This is a genomic window from Flavobacterium sp. IB48 (assembly GCF_016405855.1).
GTDB lineage: Bacteria > Bacteroidota > Bacteroidia > Flavobacteriales > Flavobacteriaceae > Flavobacterium > Flavobacterium ginsengisoli.
The window spans coordinates 219141-244196 of the sequence record NZ_JAEFCA010000006.1; the positions used below are offsets into that span (position 1 = coordinate 219141).

At 37.7% G+C, this 25056-nt stretch carries 16 protein-coding genes; 5 read left to right on the top strand and 11 right to left on the bottom strand.

The window, feature by feature from the left end:
• Window positions 1-16: 16 nt before the first annotated feature.
• From JC605_RS18695 to JC605_RS18730, 8 genes are all read right to left on the bottom strand, one after another.
• On the bottom strand, window positions 17-5410 hold the full coding sequence (locus tag JC605_RS18695; protein WP_198857646.1) for a helicase-related protein: 5394 nt from the start codon (window positions 5408-5410) through the stop codon (window positions 17-19).
• Window positions 5397-5834: a DUF1896 domain-containing protein gene (locus tag JC605_RS18700; RefSeq protein ID WP_198857647.1), complete on the bottom strand. Its 438-nt coding sequence runs from the start codon at window positions 5832-5834 to the stop codon at window positions 5397-5399. The genes JC605_RS18695 and JC605_RS18700 overlap by 14 nt, the downstream gene beginning before the upstream one ends.
• Window positions 5835-5989: 155 nt before the next feature.
• Entirely contained in the window at window positions 5990-8062 is a 2073-nt protein-coding gene (locus JC605_RS18705) for a type IA DNA topoisomerase (RefSeq protein ID WP_198857648.1), read from the bottom strand.
• Between the two features lie 6 nt (window positions 8063-8068).
• Entirely contained in the window at window positions 8069-9523 is a 1455-nt protein-coding gene (locus JC605_RS18710; protein ID WP_198857649.1) for a DUF3945 domain-containing protein, read from the bottom strand.
• An 82-nt stretch (window positions 9524-9605) separates the two neighbouring features.
• Complete coding sequence (locus JC605_RS18715; protein ID WP_198857650.1) at window positions 9606-9914, bottom strand: helix-turn-helix domain-containing protein; 309 nt, start codon at window positions 9912-9914, stop codon at window positions 9606-9608.
• A 246-nt stretch (window positions 9915-10160) separates the two neighbouring features.
• Window positions 10161-11003: an RteC domain-containing protein gene (locus tag JC605_RS18720; protein ID WP_198857651.1), complete on the bottom strand. Its 843-nt coding sequence runs from the start codon at window positions 11001-11003 to the stop codon at window positions 10161-10163.
• A 174-nt stretch (window positions 11004-11177) separates the two neighbouring features.
• Complete coding sequence (locus JC605_RS18725) at window positions 11178-12029, bottom strand: AraC family transcriptional regulator (RefSeq protein ID WP_198857652.1); 852 nt, start codon at window positions 12027-12029, stop codon at window positions 11178-11180.
• Window positions 12030-12353: 324 nt separating this feature from the next.
• A complete protein-coding gene (locus tag JC605_RS18730) occupies window positions 12354-13079 on the bottom strand; it encodes a hypothetical protein (protein WP_198857653.1) in 726 nt (241 codons plus the stop codon).
• A 369-nt stretch (window positions 13080-13448) separates the two neighbouring features.
• On the opposite strand from JC605_RS18730, the gene JC605_RS18735 reads away from it, so the two are divergent.
• Together JC605_RS18735 and JC605_RS18740 are read left to right on the top strand one after the other, a co-directional pair.
• Window positions 13449-15122 (top strand): tetratricopeptide repeat protein, encoded by a 1674-nt coding sequence (locus tag JC605_RS18735; protein WP_198857654.1) that lies wholly within the window; start codon window positions 13449-13451, stop codon window positions 15120-15122.
• 152 nt (window positions 15123-15274) lie between these two features.
• Window positions 15275-15448, top strand: coding sequence for a histone H1 (locus JC605_RS18740; protein WP_026985901.1), 174 nt, complete (start codon window positions 15275-15277; stop codon window positions 15446-15448).
• A gap of 160 nt (window positions 15449-15608) precedes the next feature.
• Here the strand turns inward: JC605_RS18740 and JC605_RS18745 are convergent, their stop codons facing one another.
• A complete protein-coding gene (locus JC605_RS18745; RefSeq protein ID WP_198857655.1) occupies window positions 15609-15917 on the bottom strand; it encodes a hypothetical protein in 309 nt (102 codons plus the stop codon).
• 490 nt (window positions 15918-16407) lie between these two features.
• Here JC605_RS18745 and JC605_RS18750 point away from each other — a divergent pair, with 490 nt between their 5' ends.
• From JC605_RS18750 to JC605_RS18760, 3 genes are read left to right on the top strand one after another with little or no spacing between them, the layout of a single operon-like run.
• Complete coding sequence (locus JC605_RS18750; RefSeq protein ID WP_198857656.1) at window positions 16408-19428, top strand: SusC/RagA family TonB-linked outer membrane protein; 3021 nt, start codon at window positions 16408-16410, stop codon at window positions 19426-19428.
• Window positions 19429-19443: 15 nt separating this feature from the next.
• Entirely contained in the window at window positions 19444-20874 is a 1431-nt protein-coding gene (locus JC605_RS18755; protein ID WP_198857657.1) for a RagB/SusD family nutrient uptake outer membrane protein, read from the top strand.
• Window positions 20874-23507, top strand: a complete 2634-nt coding sequence (locus tag JC605_RS18760; RefSeq protein WP_198857658.1) for a S9 family peptidase — start codon at window positions 20874-20876, stop codon at window positions 23505-23507. The genes JC605_RS18755 and JC605_RS18760 overlap by 1 nt, the downstream gene beginning before the upstream one ends.
• Before the next feature lie 89 nt (window positions 23508-23596).
• Here the strand turns inward: JC605_RS18760 and JC605_RS18765 are convergent, their stop codons facing one another.
• Window positions 23597-23872 carry a DUF6520 family protein gene (locus JC605_RS18765; protein ID WP_198857659.1) on the bottom strand — a complete coding sequence of 92 codons (276 nt, stop codon included), beginning with the start codon at window positions 23870-23872 and terminating at the stop codon, window positions 23597-23599.
• A gap of 100 nt (window positions 23873-23972) precedes the next feature.
• Window positions 23973-25052 carry a hypothetical protein gene (locus tag JC605_RS18770; RefSeq protein ID WP_198857660.1) on the bottom strand — a complete coding sequence of 360 codons (1080 nt, stop codon included), beginning with the start codon at window positions 25050-25052 and terminating at the stop codon, window positions 23973-23975.
• Between the last annotated feature and the right edge of the window lie 4 nt (window positions 25053-25056).

Consider the following 25056-nt stretch of genomic DNA (forward strand, 5'->3'; position numbering starts at 1 on the left):
AAAAAAACCGTAAACATTAACTGGTAATATTGTTACGGTTTTTTAAAGTACACGGAGCCGGATCATTATTGATTTGGATAGCTTCTTTTTGCTTATCAGTAATATGCTCTTTATTCTCGGGAGTAATAGATAATTGTATTTTCCTGTCTATAGCAGCCAGTTCCGTTTTGAGTTCGCTCAGCCTGTTTTCTTTTGTCCACGTACTGTTGACCAATTCTTCAAGAACAGGCAGGTCTTTTTTTAGTTCTGAAATTTTCTTGTGTTCCTGGTCGATATAGCCCGGCAGCTTTTCCAATGCATTCAGGAAATTGACAGCCGCTGTTTGCGGATCTTTAGCTATTATACCGTTATTATAAGTGTACTTAATATTGCCTTCTCCCTGCACCAAAAAACGATTGACTTTTAAATCCACACCCTCTTTTTCAGATATTTCGGTTTTAACTAGTAATATAAAACCATACAGGTTACCAATCTCTTCATACTGACCACCGGTTCTTGCTTTATCTGCAATTTGATTTAGTTTGGTTCCAATCTGTTTTACATCTGCATTGGGTGATAAACCGTCAAGATGTACAGGATTGACAATAGTACCGTCTGAGTGTTTCTGTAAACGTTGTTGTAAATTTTTCCAATCAAGAGTCATACGTTCCAGACGGGACCCGGCAGCTTCCAGTGTAGCGGTAATATCTTCCAGCTTGTATTTAGAACTGAACTTGGAGCGGTTAAAAGCCTGCTTTTCACTTTCCAGTCCGGCAACCTGTTTTTCCAGTTTTGCCTTTTCCAAAAGATCTGTATTCCCGGATAATATGGCTACATATTCAGAGAAATTCATGCCTGATTTTTCATCCATACTGCCTTCATCTATGATACGCTTACCCAGGCTGTTGTTTTTCAATTGGTCTATGAAAAGCTGTTTATTGTACAGCAAGTTGAATTTATAGCTGTCAAGCGATTTCTCTACGGCGTAAATAATTACATCTACTTTGTTATCGGCAAAGAATTTAGCAATTTCATTGCCTTTTCGAACGGCCCTTCCATCTCGTTGGGCAAGATCACTCGGTCGCCATGGCGTATCAAGATGATGAACGGTAACAGCTCTTTTTTGTGCATTTACTCCCGTTCCCAGCATATCGGTAGAACCGAACAGTACACGTATTTTACCTTCATTCATGCCACTGATAAGCTCCTTACGTTGCTTGTCATTTTTTGCTTCCTGTATAAAACGGATTTCATGAGCAGGGATACCGTGGTCCTCTACAAGCTTGCGTTTGATTTCTGAGCACACATTCCATTCTCCAGGCTTGTAAGTACCTAAGTCAGAAAAAACAAACTGTGTTCCTTTCTGCGCATTAAATTTTTGATAGTATTTAGCTATATTAGCTGCGCAATGGGAAGCCTTGTTATCGGGATGGTCTGCATATTTACCGCTTATCATACGCATATCAAGTGACATTTTACGGGCATAGTCCGTTGCAATGAGCATCTTGGCTTTTTCCTCACTTTGCGATAATGGAGCTCTTCCAAGTAATGTGGCATTACCCGATTTGGCAAATTCCATCAGCTTTTTGATAAAAACTTCCTGCTCTGGTGTGGGTGGTATGTTGTATAGTACCTCATTTTTTTCAGGGCGATCGATGCCAATATCCTTGGCTGTCCTGTAATCTGTGATTTCAGAATAGAATTGTGCCAGTTCCGGCACTTTGATAAAATATCGGAAACGTTCTTTCTGAACAATATTATTGGCTACTGAAAACTCATAATCGGTTGTTTTTCTTGCATAAATTGCTGCCCAGGCATCAAAACAATTAATACCTTGTTTTTCCAAAGCTAGGGGGCGCAAATATTTAAACAAAAGATACAGTTCCGTCAAAGAGTTGCTAATGGTGGTACCTGAAAGAAAAGTTGCTCCTAAATCTTTCCCAGTACGCTGCTGTATGGTACGAATAGCAAAAAGCAGGTTCATTGCTTTTTGGCTTCCCTGCATATTGCCCAATCCGGCAACCCGCTCATGACGGGTATTGAACATGAGGTTTTTAAAGCGATGACTCTCGTCCACCAGCAAATGGTCAATGCCCATCATTTTGAAATCAACCGTATCGTCTTTTCGGTTTTCGATATCATGTTCCAATGTTTTGAGTTTGACTTCAAGATTTTGTTTCCTGATGATTACCCCTTTGAGCATTCCCCTGGAAATCTCATTGCCCTGTGCTTTCAAAGCGGCAAGATTATCTTCCACGCTATTCAGTTCAGTTTGCAATATTTCCTTTTGCATTTCGGGTGATTGTGGAATCATTCCAAACTGGTCATGCGTGAGTATCACACAATCCCAATCGTTGTTCTTGATGTCACCAAAAATTCGTTGTCGTTTCGCTGGAGTAAAATCTTCTTTGCCAGGATACAGAATCTTGGCGTATGGATAAGCAGTTCTGTAAGTTTCAGCAATCTCATGAACGTTGGCTTTCAATCCCACTATCATCGGTTTGTGTACCATTGCCAAACGTTTCATTTCCTGGGCAGCTATGCACATGATGAGTGTTTTACCTGCACCAACTTCATGATCGCAAATTGCCCCTCCATTTAGTTTTATCATCCAGACTGCATCTTTTTGACTTGAATAGAGGTCTTCAATACCCAATGCTTTTCGGTCCAATCCGGGAAACTCCTGATGGCTTCCATCGTATTGAGGACGCAAAAAACAGTTAAAAGTGTCATTGTATTGATTGGTCAACCTGTTTTTAAACTCATCGTTTTGAGCGTGAAGCCAATCGGTAAAAGCTGTACGTATCTCATCAATCTTGGTATTGGCCATCTGTATGGCTTCCATATCACGAACCTTTACTTCCTTATCATCTATCCAGATTTTTTTGGTAATATCAGGTGTAGTATTGACAAGGGCGTGTTTGAGCAGGGCAATTCCGTCATAGGTACGGCTCTGCGATTTTACCGCATATTTATCCCATATATGTACGTTTTTCTGGTCGCATTTTATATTGAAATCATCACTACTTTCGGAATAATGAACACGTACATCTGTATCGAAAATATGCGAGGCGAAACGGGCATAAATCCCCGTGGGTATCCAGCGCTCACCAAGGTTGAAATCCAATTCTTCAAATTCAATACGTCTTGGACGTGATTCTTCAAGAGCTACCAGGCTTTTTTTGGCATCGGAATCATTAGGGTTTCTTTCGAGATAGCTACTTACCTCATGGGCTTTCTCAACTACATTTCCTGCTATCCATCTCTCTGATATTTCATATTCCTTTTGGAGTGGATTATAAAAAATTCTTCGCTGTAATGCTTCTTTTAGAGCATCTGAGGTTATATTACTAATCTGTGACATATAATCCAGATCAACATTACCGTATTTGTTAAGTGATGCCGCTAACGCTTCATTAGGATTATCTGTTGCCAGTATGGTGATAGAAAAACTTACCGGACGCTGAAATATATCCGCTTTGTGAACCACACTGCCAACAATACGTTCCAAGTATGGGATCTCCTTTCCGGCACTGTCAGTTTTGATGAGTTTAATATTTTCTGCACCATTCAGATTACCATATCTTTTTACAAAAACATCGTAAAGCCGATTGAGGTTTTCCCTCTCTTCTGTATGTTCTGTTTGCAGTTGGGATTCTTTTTTATAGAGATCGAGGTAGCTATCCCGCAGAGAAATATAAACCTCAGCTCTTGCTTTCTGCAATAAAGGCAACTGTAATGGATGGAAGATTGCCCGCTCCCTATCACTTTCAACATCTTTGAGATATCCCACCCATCCCCTATCCATTACAAGGCAGTCAGTACGGTGAAAAGATTGTATTTTCTGGGTATAAATTGCAGGTTCGGGAATAATATCACTGAGAAAAGTCATCCCTTTCTGATCATTTTCATTTATACCGGAAAAGAGGTCACCGACAGCTTCCTCTTTATCAATTGGTGTAGTACTTTGATTGTTAGGTATGGAAGAAACTGAAGGCGTATAAGTTTGTTGTATCAGACCACTGAACAGGTCTGGCGGATTTCCCCTAACCTTTGTATTTTTTCCAGCAGGTGTTTTTTTAGTTTTAACAGGAGCATTAACGGTTACCGTTTCTCCCATTTCTTCAAACAAATCGAAAATACTTAACTGCCTATCTTTTTTTTCTGCATTATTGTTCTTTGTTGCAAAAAGCGCCTGAGTTTCTGGTTGGATCCTTACTGTTTCTATAAGTGAAGATATTAACGTTATAGGAGTTTGCTTTATAGGTTTATCCTTGCTTTCACCTTTGTATAATCCTATATCAAAATGCAGGGAAAAATCTTCACTCAGCATTTGTTTCAGGTCTTTGGCTATGCCTTCAACACCCGCGCGATGGGTATATATAAGTGTAGGCTGTCCATACGGATCAGTACCCAACATACTATCAGTATGAATAATTCTTGTGTTATCTTGAAACAAAGCATTGCATGGAGTATTGTACTGCGTCAAACTGCTTTGACAAAATAATTCTTCCGCTTCGGTCAGGCTTTGCTTATTTATTCCCTTTTGTAAAATAATCAGGTCACTGCCAGCTTCCGTACCGGCATAGTCGGTAAATAAATTATTGGGAAGCCGAACGGCTGAAACCAGATTATTATTCTGCATTAATGCCCTGCGAATAATTTCATTTTTCGGACTGTTGAGCACGCCCTGCGAAGTGATGAAGGCCAGTATGCCGCCATCGCGGAGCATATCGGTTCCCTTTAGAAAAAAATAATTGTGTAGGCTTCGGGCAGCCTGCAATCTTGCCGGATCTTTGCCTCTGGAATAAGAAAGATCAAATACGGAGGTATCACCGAAAGGAATATTGCTCGCTACTATATCATAGCTATTTTGTTCTCTTTCGGGTATTTCTTCAAAACCTTTTATTCTAATAGTACTCTCTGGATAAAGCTGCTTTAAGATTTTACCGGTAAGCAGGTCTTTTTCGTAAGCGGTAACTTGTGCTGCGTTTTTATCGGCAAAGGATTGGATAAAAGAACCGATACCGGCAGAGGGTTCCAGAAATTTTTGAATGTTTACACCGCTGTCTTTGAGTGAAGTCGAAATAGCATCAATGACCAAAGGCGGTGTATAAAATGCAGTAAGTACGGAACTACGCATACTATCCACGTAACTGCGATATTGTTTTTCATCGGCACTGTTTTCTTTTAAAAGCCGATGGAGTTCTTTTGTGAGCGGAAAAAGTTCATGTTCCGTTTTTCTCCAATTGTTGATGTCTGTCGGGTTTTGCGTGGGATTCAAAACAAATTTAAGACCGCCAAATCCGCTGTATTGCATCATTAGCAGTCTTTCACTTGCAGAAGCTTTTCGGTTTTCCTGTTCTAATTTAAAAGCAATTCGCAGCGCATCAATATTCTTTTGCAGATGCTGGCGTTTACTGAAGCCCATTTTCTTCTACCCAAATGGCGATGATTCCTGTTAGTTCTGTATAAAGCAGATCAAACTCCCTAGTAGAACCAAAGTCCTCCGTTAATTTGTAATGTGCAAAAACAGGCTCACAAACCGGAAGCATTCTCAGTGCGAACGGTCGTAATTCTTCGTCAGCCATTCTCGTATCAAACTCATTACATACTACCTGAAATACAGTATCGAATTTGGAGAAATACAACCCTTCAAAAAGAATGTATTCTGCAATATGGTCACATTGGCTGATGGGATTTCCTAAGCGGAAAGCACCTTCATAGGCATTGGCAGCCCAATTTGAACGCTGGTCTATAAATTTAGCGTCATGCATTTTTTCAGGAAAGCTGGCATTCAATAACTCTTTTAGGCGTAACCTGAAATACGACAGGTCTTTTTGTGGTGTATCCATACTATATCTTGTTTATTTTTTTTTTAAATGATTAATATTTGGAGTATCCTTCGTAAGATTACCGTCCATCAATATCTGGTTTCCCTTTACATTGTAAATCTGGTTTTCTATTTCCTTTGGGTAATGATAGAATTGCCTATTATTTCTTTGAAGGTTTATTTTTTTTCAAATTCAAAGGAAGTTTCCGCCTTATCTTTAAGTACGATATAGGCATCGAATTTCTTCCCTGCTTTACTTTTCATTCCTTTAATAAGGGAAGTTTTGCCTATATTCACAAGACTTTCAATATCGGCTATACCTAACTGTACGCCACAAACATTTCGGAACTGTAACCAGTTACAGACGGCATCAGGACATTTGACAATTTTATCCCTTATAATCAGTTGTTGGCTTTTACATTTCGGGCAAAGAAGCTCAGGAAGATTTTCTTTTGCAATAGACGTTTGCAGTAATTCGTTGGTGATAGTTGTTGCATATATTTCCATCTCCTTTTGGAAAGTTTCGGCATCAGCCTTATTATTTTCAATTTTCTGTAAGGCCACCTCCCACTCGGCCGTCATAGCAACATCGGCAATCTTCTTGTCTTTGACCAGTTCGGATACCTGCAAACCTTTTGCGGTAGGTATCAGGGATTTTAATTCCCTTTGAATATAATTGCGATCTAACAAGGTTTCAATGATAGCTGCCCTTGTGGCGGGAGTGCCGATACCTATACCTTGCAATGCCTTGCGTTCTTCCTTATTCTCTATTTCCTTTCCGGCAGTTTCCATAGCCGATAAAAGTCCTGCTTCGGTGTAAAGCACAGGCGGTTTGGTTTTCTTTTCCAAAACCAAAGCTTCTTTTATTTTAAGCTGGTCACCTGTTTTCATCGGGGGCAATTCCTGCAAAGGCTCAGTATTATCATCAAAAAAACTGCCTTTAATTAAGCGCCAACCTGATTCCACTATCCTGCATCCTTTTATCTCAAAATCATGATGCAAAACCTGTAAAGTAATATTGGTTATCTCTCGGGTACAGGATTGTGAAATTGCCTCTAATAACCGCAAAGCAATCATGTTGTAAACAGCATTTTCCTTTGCCGGTAATGCCGAAGGGATTTTGCCTGTGACGAGTAAACCATGATGATCGGTAACACGAAGGTCATTCACAATTCGTTTGTTTAAATATCCCCATTTCACATTAGTTACAGCCTGCTTCCAGATTTCCCTCTCCTGCAGGCCCCTGATAAGGCTGGGAATTTCTTCCCACATATCTTCAGGGATATATTTGCTTCCGGTACGCGGATAAGTAATAAATTTCTTTTCATACAAGTTTTGGGCAATATTCAAAGTTTCCTCTGCTGACAAATTCAATTTCTTGTTGGCTTCTTTTTGCAAACCTGTCAGATCAAACAGCAAAGGCGGTTGTTCGGTCACATTTTTAGTTTCAACCAATGTAACGGCAGCAATATTGCCATTTCTTTCAATAGATTTTAATGCATCTTCTGCCCCCTTTTTATCTTCCCACTTATTTTGAGAAAGGCTTTTAAAACCTGTAAACTCCTTTGTATGTGAGAATTGTAATTGCCAGTATTGCTGTGCTGTAAAGTTTTTATTTTCCAGATAGCGCCTGCATATTAGTGCCAGTGTAGGTGTCTGCACTCTTCCCAAGGAATAAATACCATTACCTGCAGCAATGGAGAGTGCCTGTGAAGCATTTATACCTACCAGCCAGTCGGCTCGGCTTCTGCCCTTAGCTGCCTTATATAATCCCTCAAAATCACTCCCAGGTTTTAGATTATCAAAACCCTGCCTGATTACTTTTTCAGTAAGAGAACTGATCCAAAGGCGTTCAAAAGGCTTATTGCATTTCAGGTATTCATAGATGTAACGGAATATCAGCTCACCCTCGCGTCCGGCATCCGTTGCAACAATAATACTTTCGCTGCTGTCAATAATTTGTTTAATTATTTTCAATTGCTTTAATGCACCTGTATCAGGTATATAAGCCTTATCTTTTTTTACTTTCCGTAGGATCAGTACAAAAGGATTGGGCAATATTGGTAATGAATTTTTCTGAAAACCGTAAACTCCATAATCTTCCGGCATGCCAAGTCCGATTAAATGTCCAAAAGCCCATGTAACACAATAGCCGTTACCTGTCAAATAACCATCCTTCTTTTCAGTGACTCCCAGCACACCGGCTATTTCCCTTGCTACACTTGGTTTTTCTGCAATAACTACTTTCATAACACCTTACATTTTACGTCCTTTGGATTTGGCTGGTGTTTCGATTCCCTCCTGTTGCTCCTGCTGTTTCTCACTGTCAGGATTTTTTTGCCCTGATTTTAAAGGCTCTTTGATGTTCTTGGTAGCTTCATTGGTTTTACCTTCCGAATTGACCGCAGTCTGCGTTTTATGAGCCTCAGTTGGTTTTGCCTGTTCTTTGATTTTATTCGGATTTTGAAAAGAAAAATCTATTTTATGGGTTTCTTTATTGAAAGTGATGTAACCATTGTATTCCTTGCCTTTCTTATCTATAAGTCCGCTAACATAAACAGTCTGTCCATCCTTGAATTTTTGGTACTGCTCATTATCGAGTTCCTTATCCCTAAAGATTTTCGGAGCCTCCTGTGATTGATTTTGCTCACTACCCTGCATTTGTTTATTGCTATTTCCTCTGTCAAAGAGAAATTCCACAAAGCGCTTGTCGGCATTATATTGTACTGTAGCGTCAAACGCAGCTCCTTTCTTGGAAATCATCCCCTCTATATAAAGCGGCTTACCTTCCGTTAAAGTTTGTTTTTGTTCTTCGCTTAGTTTTACACCTTTGATTTGCTCAGGCATTTTTATAAAATCGGTTCGCAGTGCCACCAGCTCATTGGTCAGCCTGTCTACACTAATAATGGACGGTAGGGTTTCGTTTGTTTTGGGGTTGGTCAGATTCACCACACGACCCATATTACCTGTCTGCAACAAGTTGTCTTTATCTTCTTTACTGAACTCATGTCCAAAAAAAGCATAATTCAGGTTCGGTTCTTTTCGAATACCATGAATGGCTACCACAACCTGTCCCTCATCCCCTTGCTGCAGAGACAATCGGGCATCCATACGGGTAACGGCTGTTCCCAGGTTAAGGCTCACCGGTACAAGTTCATTGGTCTTGTAACCTCTGAGTAACGGATCAAGCAGGTTCAATTTTTCGAGCTTTTCTTTGCTCAAACCAAGGTTATTCATGGTTTCCCAATCGATCTGTTCAGGTTTGTAACGGTACTCACCTGTTTCCGGTGTTGTTTGTGTTGTTTCCATACTGTTTTTATTTTCTTGTTTATTATTATTTTCGTTAGGTTCCGCTTTCACTTCGTGTTGCGCCATTTGTTTCTCTCCTTCAGGTGTCGGATTATCTACCTGTTTTTGCATTTCTTTTGCCATGTTGATAGCCAATGGTGCTGGAACTTTAAAGAATGAGAAATTGGTAGGGTTCTTCAACTGGCTAAAAAAATTGGAAAAGAAGTTGGAAAAAAAATCACCCTGTTTATCCACGCGCATAAACTGATTCTGATTTTTCTTTGTAGGATCTATGGTTTTCAAATTGCCATTTTCATCAATACCCGTTACAGCCTGAATTTTCTTTTTCGCTTTATCCATTACCAGTAATATCTCGGATAATTGTTCGGGAGATTGTGGTTTATCTAAAATTTGTTCGCTCATGATTTGAAATTTAAAGTTCGACATCGAAAGTAAAAGAGACTTTTACCCTTTTATATAAATTGGCATCTGTTGGCAATATTTGTCAACTGTTGGCTTTTGTTCTGGGCACCGAAGCGGTAAAACTTTCCCTGACGAACTGATGTATGTCTGACTGTTTGTAATAAATTTTTCCGCTGATGGTATAATAAGGCAACCGTCCGGAGGAGCGGTAACGCTGCAGGGAGCGCGTACTTATCTTAAGCATCTGCAAAATATCCTGATTGTCCAGCAGCTCTTCCCCATCAATACTGGTATGCCCGTTTTTAGCTTTGCTAACTAATTCCATCACGATGTCGAACCTCTCCATGATTCGCTCCATCCAGGCCATAAATTCCATTCTGTCAACATTCATAATCCAGTCTTTTTAAGTTCAACAGCACAAAATTGAAACATAAAAAAAGTTTTTTCTGCCAAGTCCTGCCCATGGGCAGAAAGGTTTTATTTTACAAAATCACAACTAAACAATTGAAATAATGAAACTTACAATAAATCAAATATTGAAATTTATATAGTTTCAACTTTTGCCAATTGGCAAGTATGGGTAAAAAAAAGCAGTGCTGACAGCACTGCTCAAAACCGACGCATATGTAAATAAATCTTACAGTCCCTTGTCCATATATTGCTCCAATGACAATTTAAGATGGTCCAAAAAGGAAGTCCTGCTTCCAGCCCTGTCTTTCATACGGTGGAACGAATGATGTATATCACCAAGCGGTATGCGAAAAAGTATTTGAAAAACCAGTGTAATTTTACGAATGCCAATCTTACCATGTGATATTACTCCCGCAGCATACAGCGCATAGATTAATTCAATAAGCGCATTTTTAGAATCTGTCCAGAAAATATCTTTTGTCGACTCCCCACTATGTAATAAAGTGCTCGACGGCTCCTCTGGATTTATTTTGGTTATCAGATAAGCGTAAATCAGCTCATTAGCCATTATCCGTGCTACTTTAGAATCATAATAGGTAGAAAACTGATGATCTATTTCAAAGACATAACTATTTAGCCCATCCCTATAGTTAATCTTTCCACGTGTAAAATATTCCTGGTCGCGGTCACTTCTTCCTGACCTGTAGTAGCGATAAAAATGAGGAACACAAATATGTTCTTTAAATTCCTGCTTAAGCTCCTGAAGCTGGCTCATAAAAAATTTCTGATACATCTTGCCTTCCTTTACAGGGCATACGGTTTCTATTTTGAATACCTTATTATAATAGATCAGTTGTCCCAAAATCTGAGGCTTAATATCACGGAAAAATTCTATTTCCTCTGTCTCATTTTTAAATCCTTCCTTTAGAACATATTCCCTTGTAGTATGGAGCAGTTCTTTTAGGTATAGTGTCATTTGGTAAGCCTCATCAATAAGATGTGAAGTTTCCCGGGATACTTTATCTTCTTTAATACGGATTTCGGAAATAATTGAATTCAGTGATTTCATAGCGCATGGGTTTAATGCAATATCTTTTGACATGGCTTCCTGTGCATTAGCTGCAATACCTTCGCATTATAGATGAGCTTCAGGAAAAAACGGGTCGATTGTACCAACATAAACAGCCATAAAAAGATACTAAAATTCTATATAGTCGTATTATATGATTTATTCCAGGAAAAACTAAGGTTTAAGGTTCTGGCGATATTGGGTTGGTGAGACTTTAGTGTACTTTTTAAAAAAACCGCTAAATGACGATAGAGCACTAAAGTTCAACTGCTCACTTATCTCTGTAATAGAAAGATTACTGTCCGCAAGCAACAGATACGCTTCCGAAACAACAGCCATTTCTATGAAATATTTGGCAGGCATTCCTGTAACCCAATACACAGCTTTACGCAGATGGCCCTTGCTGACAAATAAGGAATCAGCATAAAATTTCACATCGTGATGCCCTTTGCTATGTTCTTGTATCAGCTCAATGAAACCTATAACAATTTTTTCCTTGCGGTTATGGACTGCTGATACATTTTCGCCTTTTTTATAACATAAAGAGCTATACTCGTATAGCAGCAGATTAAGGCAAAGTAAAATCATTTCATGCTGAAATATAGTATGATTTTGATTCGATATCTTTTTCTTTAATAATTCTGCCAGCTGGATCATATGCTTTAATTCAACTTTTGAAAGTGAAAGCACAACATAAGATTGGGTAGTTATCACCTCGATATATCCATTTCCATATTTTGCAATCCTGTTATTGATTGCAAATGCGATTGTACATGATAAAAGATAGAATTTTATCGGTGACACAACAGTACCTGATTTAGCTCCACTGGGAACAGCATAAAGCTGTCCTGCTCGTAATCGAACAATAGTTGAGCCTACAATAAAATCGATACTGCCTGAGACTATAATAATCATAGAAAACCAGCCAGGTTTCAAGAGTGCATTGCATGTCTTTACGGATGTACACTCCGAAAGGTACAGCACATGTAAATCCCTGAACCAAGGATTATAAGTTTGAATTTTCAATATATTGATTTTTTGATTTAACGATAGAAGTCATTGAAACTGCCCGCAATTTGTAAATCTGCTGTCAGTAATTGTTCGTAAATCTGGCGAATAGCGATGCAAACACAAAAAGCAGATTTAATACAGCAGGGAGCAGCAGCATATACAAAAAATTGTATGGATCGAAATGTTTAACCCCCTGATCCGTGAGATAAACCATTATTCCATCATAGCTCAGAAGATCTATGATGAAATATAGGCTGGCTGAGTTAATCACTAGGAGCAGAATACTGCAAATAATAGCAGTTTCCCGCTCATAGTAGATCAACATTTTATCAATCAGGTTCACTGTGAGAGATTATTATCCTGACATAACCCAACGGTCAAAGCCATTTTAAGCGCCAAAACAAGGTTGTTTTCTGCTCCTGCAACTGTTGTTGCGGCAATTCTTGAAATACCTGTTTCCCAATCTTTATCCTTTCTCTTTTCTTCATAAACAGAATATCGAACAACGGAAGTAGTAGTTAGGATGATTCGTTTATCATTACTGGTAAGTACACTACTATTGAGAATACCTGCCTCATAGGAAACAATCATTGAATGGATATCCCCATAGGAATCATCAGTAGCCAAGAGCAGGGAATCGACAAATGAGATGAGGCTTATCTTGGCATTGACTCCTAGAGTTGATGCTCCGAGTACATCATTCATCAGATCATCGTGATTTACTATCCAGATAATTTCTGGCAGTCTGGAAGACAAAGCAGAATCACTTGATAAAGACACTAACTCAGGATGTATCGCTGAAATTGAATCAATTAAAATAGTAATATCTTCAATGGACTGCGAATTAAAATCGGTCTGGTCCAGAGTTTCCAGGATTTCATTGTGAATGCTTCCTGCGATATCAAATGGATTTGCAGAATTACCAGGTCCGATAACTAATTTCTTTGCACTTTGTTCTACATGTGCAGTTTTCGTCATTTCTCCTGTATATTCAGCTATATATTCATCTGAACAGGCAATGGTGAACAATGGCAAAATTGCCAGACATACTTTTAAATTTTTCATGTGTACGTTTGTGTTAAATGTGACTGATTACTTTTTTTTCGTCAGTTCATTTTTCACCCGGGGAAAGCTGAACAGAATCTGGGATTTAATCCAGATTTTTTGCTTTGAATTCAGAGCCAAAACTAAAAGCGATAACTGAATCCCGCAAATGGTTGCCTGTACATTTCCAGTATTTTGACTACCCTTTTTCTGAAAATCGACATACTATTTTGTCTATAACTTTTGTAGGTTTATCCTGTTTTTATTTTTATATTTGACTTATCTAAATTGCACTTAAACCACTCATTACCAACAACATGAAATAAATTAAAATTAAATAGCACCCAATAAAAAAACGCCCCAAAACCTAATCAAAACCAAACCTAGCCTATGAATTCAAAGTATTTACTTGTAGTATCTTTATGTGCTGTACTTTTTACAAACGCCCAGTCTTTTAAGATTCCTGATTCTCTTAGAAATAGAAATTTTGACTATCTGTTTGATCGTATAGAAGACGATAATAACAGTAGTGAACAAAGGTCACTTTACCTCCAGTCATTTTTAATGAAAGCAAAAATGGAAGAACATTGGGAAGAGCTTTCCAATGCGTACAAGAACTATGTTCACTATTCACCTGATAGACTTAAGCTCATCTATGCCGATAGTATGGTCATAGCAGCTAAAAGATCAAACAGCAATGAAATCATTGGATCAGCGTACCTTTCGAAAGGCATTGCGTATTATAGCCAGAAACGGCTTGCAGAAGCAATGGATATTTACTTAATTGCAGACCTTTATATAAAAAAAACAAACGATAAATACTTAATCTACAAAACGAAATACCGGATTGGACAGATAAAATTATATCTAGGATACTATAATGAGGCAGTTTCAATATTTCAGCAGTGCATCAGCTATTTTAAGGACTCTAATGATAGAGCGTATTTAGACTCCCTGCATTCATTGGGGATATGTTATAGTAAGATCGGCAATTACGGGCTATGCACATCTATCAATGAAACAGGAATTGCCGAAGGGATAAGAATCGGAAATCGTGACATGGAACCATACTTCATACATTCTGAAGGAATAAACCAGTGTATGATCCACAATTATGCAATAGGTATCGAAAAAATACAATCTTCATTGTCTGGTATTCGCGCAAATAAAGATTTCTCTAATGTGATGATTGGGTATTTTTATATTGGAAAAAGTTACTGGGGTTTAGGCAATAAGGAAAAAGCGCTGGCTTACTTTGAAAAAGTTGACCAGAGCTATATGGAACGGGATTACATGCGTCCTGATTTAAGGGAAGCGTATGAGTTTATGATCTCCTATTACAAGGACAAAAATATGATTAAAGAACAGCTTAGGTATGTTGAAAAACTACTGGAGGTTGATAAGAAACTGCACCTGACATATACTTATCTTCAGGGAAAAATCCGTAAAGAATATGGTACTAAGGAGCTTGTTGACGAACAGCAAAAACTTAAAAACTCTCTTAATATCCGAAAATATAATGATCAGATATCCATTGCTATCATTGGGAGCATGTTCTTATTTATAGTGTATGGGATAGTGAGGCATTTTAAAAACAAAAAAGAATCAAGAAAGAGATACGAAGAGTTGGTACAAAAAATTGAAAATATGGAAAAAGCCAAAGCTTATAAAGCTGATGACTCAGATTTTTCAATCAGCAAGGGGGCGGAAGCAGCGGTTTTACATAGTTTGCAAAAATTTGAAAATAGTAAAAAGTTTCTTGAAAGAGATTGGGACCTCACAAAGCTTGCAGGCTATTGTAATACCAATACCAAGTATTTGTCACTGATTATTTTGCGGCATAGAGGAAAAAAATTTAACGAATATATTAATGGCCTTAAGATTGATCATATTGCACAAAGGATCCGAAGTGAAAAAGTTTTGCAGAAATATAGTCACGAAGCACTTGCTGGGGAAGCAGGATTCAGCACTACCAGAAGGTTTGTTAAAGCCTTTGTTGGATGTACCGGGATAACTCCGAAATATTTTATTGAAGAAGCGAAAAAGGAAAATATACGAGGCTAAAACGCTTCTAATTGTACTATTATAACTTAATCAGATATTTTTGTAATAATATGCCAAGTAAAGTTTAAAAACAGGAAATAGTTTAACATTTTATTTTCTGCAGCTAAGAAGCAAACTTTTATTTTTGCCGACTAATTTAATAAAATATTATTATGAAAGATTTAGTAGCAAAAATTAATGCAGAAATCGAAACATTCAAAACAGAATCTGAATCTCTAACTGAGAAAGGCATTAAAGCAGCTGGAGCTAGAGCTCGTAAATCAAGTTTAGAACTTGAAAAATTATTTAAAGAATTTAGAAAAGTTTCTATTGCAGAATCGAAGTAATAATTTCTCTTGATTTTAATTAATCCTTTTAGAATTCTAAAAGGATTTTTTTGTCAATCTCTCAAGTAAATTATTCTCAAAATAATCTTATAGTTCACGTATTGTCACTTAATCTATCCAAAAAAAAATTATCTCTTAATCCTAAATTTATATCTGCTCTTTATTTGGATATGGTCTTTCTAAATATATTAATATCGATATCTCTAAGGGTATCATAAATTTTAGAAAAATCTGTAAGCGAGAAACCAATTGCTTCAATAATTAAAAATAATGTCAAAGAATTAGGAATTGATTTTGCATTAAAAGTATCGGAGACAGTAGCTTTTCTAATATTTGCGGCTAAAGCAATTTTATTGTAGCTCTGCGTACTTGGCAAGCTACCATTGCTTTCTAATAACCTTCGTAGGCTAATTGCAATCTTTAATTTAGTATAATCGTCTAACTCCTTTTTCACAATTGCAATTAACATTAACTAAAATTATTTATCGGTACGTTTTGGCGTACCGATAAATTTTAATATATTTGTCTCATTATTACAAGTTTGTAATTTATTATTGCGATTCTTCATGAAAACATTTGAAGCATTCGCTTAGAATCTCGCTTTTGAAAACTGGTAATTTTTAATTAGGAACGAGATAATAAGTATGATGCTCACGTCTGAGGCGTGGGCTCACTTATTGTTCCTGGGTATACCAGTACCTCAAAGGCAGTAAGTTGAGTTCCATGCTTTTTTTTATAACTCCATTTTACTATTCTATGCCGACGTACAATTATCAGTGAAGCATTTGCAAATCCTAAGTTTAACCTATTAAAACAAAATTTATTGAGATAAAAACTATTTATTATGCCTATTAAGCCGTTGCTTAATACATAAAAAATGATCCTCTACTTCGTCTGGAAAACTAGTATAGAGGATCATAGCTAATCGAACTAATGTATAAATTAACCAATCCAATATTATGAATAATTTTTCATTTTACAAGGATGGAAAAGCTTTTTATTGCCTATTTTTTCTTGGCTTCTTCCTGACTTTTTCATCACTATATGCTAAAAATTCTTTTCGGCATATCTCCAAAATTTTCCAACAATATAAAATACAGGGAACTATCACTGATGGCATCAATCCTCTGCCGGGTGTAACTATTGCCATAAAAAACAAATTGAACACTTCCATTGTATCGGATTATAGTGGACAATATGCTCTTTTAGCATCTCCTTATGATACTTTAGTTGTATCATTTATCGGATTTAAAACCGTCTTGGTCCCAATTAATAATCGAAAAACAGTAGATATTCAATTACAATTCGATACGACAACCTTACAAGAAGTAAAAGTTAATGCAGGCTATTATTCGGTTAAAGAAAGTGAGCGCACAGGAAGCATTGCCAAAATAACATCCAAAGATATTGAGAAGCAACCCGTGAGTAATGTACTGGCAACAATGCAGGGAAGAATGGCAGGGGTAAATATTGTTCAGACCACAGGTGTACCGGGAGGAGGATTTGACATTCAAATACGGGGACAGAATAGTTTACGCCTGAGTGGAAACAATCCACTTTATATTATCGATGGTGTTCCCTATTCTTCCGATCCTATCGGCACTGGAATTAATTCGGCAGTACTGCCCACACAGCCAAACCCACTGAATAGTATCAATCCCGATCAAATCGAAAGTATAGAAGTATTGAAAGATGCAGATGCCACGGCAATTTACGGATCTCGCGGAGCCAACGGAGTAGTACTGGTCACCACCAAAAAAGGCAAATCAGGAAAAACTAAATTTTCTGCCAAGCTTTCCACAGGAACAGGTACCGTAACACGCTTTATGGATCTTATGAACACACAGCAATATCTGGAAATGCGAAGAGAAGCTTTTGCCAATGATGGAATTTCTCCCCCTGATTATGCCTATGATGTAAACGGGACATGGGATCAAAGCCGATATACAGACTGGCAAAAAGAACTGCTTGGCGGTACCGCTCTTATTACCGATATCCAAACATCCCTTTCAGGAGGTTCAGAGCAGACACAATTTTTATTAAGCGGTAATTTTAATAAACAGACCACTGTTTTTCCGGGCGACTTTCATTATAAAAAAGCGAATCTGCACCTCAACGTCAATCATGAATCTGAAAACAAAAAATTCAGAACGAGCATCTCGGTTGGTTATACAATGCAAAACAATAACCAGCCCCGGATGGATTTAATGCGTGAAGCCGTGAATATGTCACCTAATGCTCCGGCGCTTTATAACCCGGACGGCACCCTGAATTGGGAAAATAATACGTTCAATAATCCGCTTAGAAATCTCGAAGGAAAATATAAAGCCGACACAAATGACTTGATTGCAAATGCAATGTTATCCTATAAATTAACAGATAAGTTAGAGCTGAAATCAAGTTTTGGATATACTGCACTTGGTAATTCCGAAACCACAGCCAACCCTTCTACAAGATACAATCCTGCCTTTGGGCTGGGTCCTGAATTTTCCACGCTTATTGTAAGCGGTGCTGATCGCAGCTCATGGATCATAGAACCCCAGCTGAATTGGTACAAAACCATTGGACAGGGAAAAATTGATATTTTGGTTGGAGGTACTTTCCAATCCCAGCAAAGCAATCAACTGGTACAATACGCTTCTGGATTTCCCAGCAACAGTCTGATTTATAATCTTGCCTCTGCATCAAATATTTTCACGATGGTCAGTGATGAAACCCAGTACAAGTACCAAGCATTTTTTGGACGGGTTAACTATAACTGGCAGGAAAAATACATAATCAATCTTACAGGACGAAGAGACGGATCAAGCCGTTTTGGCCCTGCGGATCAGTTTGCAACTTTCGGTGCAGTTGGGGCCGCATGGTTGTTCTCCAAAGAAAATATATTTAAAAACAGTACTGTTTTAAGTTTTGGAAAACTAAGAACAAGCTATGGACTTACCGGAAATGACCAAATTGGCGATTACCAATATATGGACACCTATGCTTCCACCGGAATTAATTACGGAGGTACAATTGGACTACAGCCAACAAGACTGTTCAACCCTAATTTTGGATGGGAAACCAACAGGAAATTTGAAGTAGCACTTGAAACCGGTTTTTTTAATGACCGCATATTTATAACCGCTGCCTGGTACAGTAATAAATCTTCCAATCAGCTCACAGGAATACCACTGCCGGGTATAACGGGCTTCCCGACTTTACAAGCCAATTTGGATGCTACAGTGCAGAACAGGGGAACAGAGCTGACCCTGCGTACAGTGAACATTCAAAGAAAAGATTTTAATTGGAGTACCAATTTTAATTTGACCATAGCCAAAAATAAACTCTTGGAATTTCCCAATTTAGAGAGTTCTACCTATGCAAATCAATATGTAATTGGTGAATCACTCAACATTCAGAAAGTCTATCATTTTACAGACGTGGACAAACAGACAGGCTTTTACACTTTTGAAGACGACAATGGCGATGGACAGCTAACGGCTACAGAAGATAAAAAAACGATAAAAGATTTTAGTCCCGAGTATTATGGCGGATTGCAAAACACGCTCAAATACAAACGCTGGCAATTAGATTTTTTATTCCAATTTGTAAAACAAATCAATTATAACCAGTCTATTTATTTTGGAGTACCGGGTTCGGGTAGCAATCAGCCTGTAGCTGCACTGGAGCGTTGGCAAAAGGCAGGTGACAGCAAACCTTATCCAATCTACACCGACGGTACCAACAGCGCCGCAGTGGATGCCTACTACAAATATTTTGAAAGTGATGGGGCAATCAGCGATGCTTCTTACATTAGGCTGAAAAACATTTCAATTTCATATGAATTACCTCTAAAAGACTTGCAATGCAGGGTGTTTTTTGAAGGGCAGAATGTACTGACTTTCACCAAATACAAAGGAGCCGATCCTGAATTTAAATCTTCAGGTTATCTGCCTCCGCTTCGAGTCCTTTCGGCGGGAATCCAGTTTAGTTTTTAATTTAAAATAGAAAACATGAAAAATTTAAACATAAATAATTTGCACACGGGGAATTCCAGCACTGGAATCTGGAATTCAGCTTTTTGGAAATTCCCCCTATTGCTGTTTGTTCTAATGATAAATGCCTGTGATGATTTTGTAGAAGTTGATCTGCCGAATTCACAGCTTACAGCCAATGCTGTCTTTGAAGAAAAAGCGACAGCCAATGCGGCCATGACCGATATCTATTCAAAAATCAGAGATGCGGGACTGCTCACAGGTTCAGCATCAGGATTATCCTTTTTACTGGGAAATTATACTGATGAGCTGAAATTTTACGGGGACCCGCAAAATGGCGCTGTTCCCTTTTACAACAATTCCCTGATTGCATCCAATGTCGATGTAAAAGGACTATGGGACAGCAGTTACAATCAGATTTATGCTGCCAATGCAGTTATAGAAGGCGTACAGGCATCCGCCTCTTTAGCCACTGCTGACAAAAATCAACTAAAAGGGGAAGCGCTTTTCATAAGAGCATTACTGCATTTTTATCTCACCAATTTATTTGGGGCTGTTCCTTATATCACTACCACAAATTATGAGCAAAACCGACATGCCCAGAAAGTGTCAGTCAATACTGTCTATGCAACTACTAAGATCGATTTAGAACTGGCAGTACAGCTTTTACCTGAAAATTACATTTCAGAAGACCGAATTCGTCCTAATAAATATACTGCTCATGCATTACTGGCAAGAGTGGATCTCTATGCCGGACTTTGGGATGAAGCTTCTAATGAAGCATCGGCAGTATTGAATAATACAGGAGTGTATATTGATGAAGAGGATCTTGATAAAATTTTCCTTAAAGAAAGTACAGGAACTATTTGGCAGTTAGCTCCCGGCTTTAGCGGTGGGAACACTTTAGAAAGTGTTACGTTTAATTTTACCAGCACGCCGCCTCCTTTATCGGCGCTTACCGATGATTTCGTCTCGGTCTTTACTGACAATGACCTGCGAAAAACACATTGGATAAAAGCCGTTTCGGATGGTTCTGGTATTTGGTATCATCCTTTTAAGTACAAATATTCCGATACTGACTCATCAAGGGAGTATTCGATCATCTTTCGTCTTGCCGAAATGTATCTTATCAGGGCTGAAGCGCGCGCGCATACAGGTGATTTAATTGGAGCTAAAGAAGACCTGAACAAAATAAGAAGTTCTGCCGGACTTCCGGATACAGAGGCCACTTCACAAACAGAAATTCTCGATGCCATTCTTCGGGAAAGACAATTGGAATTATTTACCGAATTTGGGCATCGTTTTTTCGATTTAAAACGCTTTAACAAAATTCAGTCTGTTTTAACAGCCGTAAAAACCGGCTGGGATACCCATGATGCTTTATTTCCGATTCCCGAAGTAGAACTGAATCTCAATGGGAATTTAAAACCTCAAAATGCAGGGTACTGATGCGCACAATTATTTACAACAGCAGAATAATTTGGATTAGTTTTATTTTGTTTTTGATGACCTGCCCGGTAATAGGGCAGGTTAAAAAAACAAGACAGCTTACCCAGGCAGACTATCATTTATGGAGTACACTTAAAGCTGAGAGTATTTCAGATCAGGGGACTTGGGTTAGTTATTCACTTATGTACGAATCGGGACTCGATACTCTTTTTATTAAAAATACGAATAATGAAAAGACTGTTGCTTTCGCAAAAGGGCGCGATGGAAAATTTATAGGTGATACATCATGGTTTGGATGTATAACAGCTGATAATCTGTTTCAAGTTATTAATTTAAAAACAGATAAAATTCAGTACACAGAGAATGTAGAAGCCTTTTCGTTTTCAAATAATGGTAAGTATATAATCCTGCATTGCAACGAAGCGGAAGGCAAAACGAAAATTGTAATTAGAAATCTTGATGGAAATATAATTGAGAACATTGACAATGTTACTTCCTACAGCATGAATCCCAAAGGAAACATACTAGGATATTGCACTTCGCAATCAAATAAAAACACAGTTGATCTTCTTAAATTTGAAAAAGAAATAACCAAAACTCCAGTAGTACAAAATAGGAAGAGACAATATGAGAATATAATCTGGCAGGCAGAAGGAAACTCGATTGCCTTTGTTAGTCGTTTAGTTATGGCAAAACCATTTACAGCCGATATCGTTTTGTTTTACAAAATTGAAGACAAACAGCTTTTTCAATATGATACAACAATTGAAAAAGTCTGGAAAAAAGACATGATACTGGATGCCAATTATACTTCCGCGCTGGGGATTTCAGATGATGGAGAGCGGGTATTTTTCAGGATTAAGAAAAAACCGAATCAAAATCAATTTAGGAATGATTTAGATGTACAGGTTTGGAATGCTACTGACAAAGAACTATTTGCATCACGAGACAATTATGGAAGCACCCAAGATAATCCTAGGCTTGTCTGCTGGAGACCCGAAAACAATAATTTTTCAGAAATTGAAAATGACGAGCATTCGGTCGCCATACTGGGTGGAACCCAACAATTTGCCCTTGTATATAATCCAGACACTAATAAGCCCACCTTTAAACAGGAAGCCGATAAAGATTACTATCTTTTAGATTTTAAAACGGGTGCAAAAACAGTGTTTTTACACCAACAGCCCGGCACCTTTGGAAAATTATATTTTTCTCCTTCCGGCAAATACATTCTTTATTTTAAGGAGGGTAATTGGTGGATATACTCTATTTCAACAGGTATCCATACCAATATGACCTTAGACACGCCTGTTTCTTTTTATGATGATTCCAATGATGAACCCGAAGAACCAAATCCGTACGGTTATATTGGATTCACTGCAAATGATGAATCCGTATTGCTTTATGACCAGTTTGATATCTGGCAATTTAAATCTAATGGGACTTTGGCTAAAAAACTAACTTTTGGCAGAGAAAAGAAACAGATTTTCAGGTTAGCCGATACTGATAAAGGAAATATAGATCATGTTATATTTAAAGGTAAAGTGATCGATATTTATTCTGATTTAATACTCAAAGCACAGGCAATAGACAATAGCAAATCTGGATATTTTAACTTAGATAACAAGCAACACTTACAATCCATAATATACGAGCCAAAATTAATCAGTTCTATATTTAAGGCAAAAATTTCGAATTCTTATATGTATGTGCAGGAAGATTATAATGAGTCTCCGGTGCTCATCATCAAAAAAAGGAATGCCCCGGCAAAAGTCGTTCATAAAAGCAATGCGCAACATGACTATTACAGCTGGGGCAAATCGGAGCTTATAGAGTATAAAAATTCTAAAGGAGCAATATTAAAAGGCGTATTGTTTTATCCTTTTGACTATGATCCTGGTCGGCAATATCCAATGATTGTAAACATATATCAAAAGCAGACAAAAGCACTTCATACTTATGTCAATCCAAGCTTACTTAATGGTTCTGCATTTAATGTGACATATTATACAAGCCATGATTATTTTGTCTTATTGCCCGATATTATATATGAAATAGGAAGTCCGGGACTTTCTGCTGCGGATTGCGTAATTTCCGCTACTCACAGTGTCATAGAAACGGCGTCAATTGATAAAGCTAAAATTGGATTGATTGGACATTCTTTTGGCGCATATGAAGCCTTTTTCATCATCACTCAAACAAATTTGTTTGCAGCTGCCGTAGCCGGTTCGGGCATATCGGATTTGACTAGCGGTTATTTGTCAGTAAATTGGGGATATAAAAACATGAACAGCTGGCGTTATGAATACCAACAGTTTCGCATGAAAAAAACACTATTTGAAGATTTTCAAGGGTATCGTAAAAACTCACCTATCTTTTTTGCATCAAATGTGAATACTCCATTATTATCCTATACAGGAGCGGAAGATACAACTGTAAATCCGGCTCAGACTATGGAGTTTTATCTCGCACTCAGACGGCTAAAAAAAGAGCATATTATGCTGCTTTATCCAAAAGAAAATCACACTATACAAGGACGCGCGAATCAAATTGATTTAACACACAAAATTTCAGAGTGGTTTGGATATTATTTGAAAGGAGAAAAAAAACCGGATTGGTTTGAAGCTCATTAAAAGCGAAATAAAGAACAATGCAGTTCGGGCATATAGCTGGAACTGCATTGCATTTTAAGGTTAATTTTTTAATAACTAACTTGATTTACTCAGGGGATTTTGTACAAAGGCACATCACAAACATTGACATTTGGATTCGCCTTACCGTACAATTGAGTACCGCCTGATGTACAAATGTTAGCATTAAAAACTGTACTACATTGCTGTTGAGCGTGACACGGATCAGCTTGTGAAACGTATCTGTAGCCTTGTACATTAGCGAGTGCTTTTGTACTGCTCATTGAGGTAGTGACAAAAGCACCACCCACACCTAGAACCACAATTGCCGCCGGCATCATGATTCCTTTTAAAAAATTTCTTCTCATAATAAAAAATATTAAATCATTATGACCTACTCTTTTTTACAGGTTTTCGATCTTACCCCTGGAATCGCGCGATACATTTTTAATCATTTTTGATTTTCGTTTATTTTTTTACAGGTTTACTTTGCATTAAGTATCCCCGGAGTTTGTAGCATACTATTTTTTCATCAATTAAAGCATACAGATAATTATTTGCCACATACATCGCTCTTAATTTTTTTTGACCAATATTATAAATTGGAAAACTCGAACGATAGGTATTGTTTGTCAGATCGTACACATCTATAATACTTGCTCTCTTCCAAATTTCTTCGGGTTCATACAAACCCGGTAAAGAGGAATTGACATACAATAAATTACCTTCCACAGCACTGAGTTTATTGACAACGAGCGGCGGTTTAGAAAAAGTTTTCATATTACTATTTTTAAGCTTTGCTAATTTAATCTGAGCACGGCTTACAGTATCAATAGTATTGCCTCTGTAATCTAAAGTAAGATCCGGTTCAGAAACAATGTATTGGTTCCGATAGAGATAGACATAAACTACTTTATTTAACTGGCTGTTAAAATGGAAACTTCCGTCTGTATCGAATATTCCGTCAAACTGTTTTTGCAAGAGCAATGGCGCATATTTTACTTTTGTGGTATCAGATAAATTTAAAGTTCCCATTAGGCTTTCCCCTCTTTTTGGTTTCATATAGCGAATAACCATGTTCACGGAGTCTATCGGTTCTAAGTGCGAAAAATAATAACCGCTATTTATTCGTAAAGAAGCCGTCCAGGTCTTAGTATTACCTTTGAATATATAAGGAACGATGCCTTCAAAAACATAGAAGTTCTGTTCTAGTATTCTTATTTGCGGTGAGCGAAATTCAAGGCGTTGCTGCTTTAATTTTATGTGATGAATTTTTCTACTCTTTAATGTGGAATCAAACTCCATTATCTGCAATGGTGCCGTGTAATTACCGAGATATATTTTACCATTATTGCTCCCTGCAAAATAGTAGGAATTAAACCTCAAGTCTGCCTGATGTATTTCCTGCGCAACATGCTGTGGAAATCTTCTTATAAACTTATTTTTATAATGAATCATATGCTCCGAGAGAGTAAAGAACAAAATCATAATCCCAACCCCCAGGACAGTGCAAATCAACAGCAGGATAATTTTTAATTTATATCTCATGATT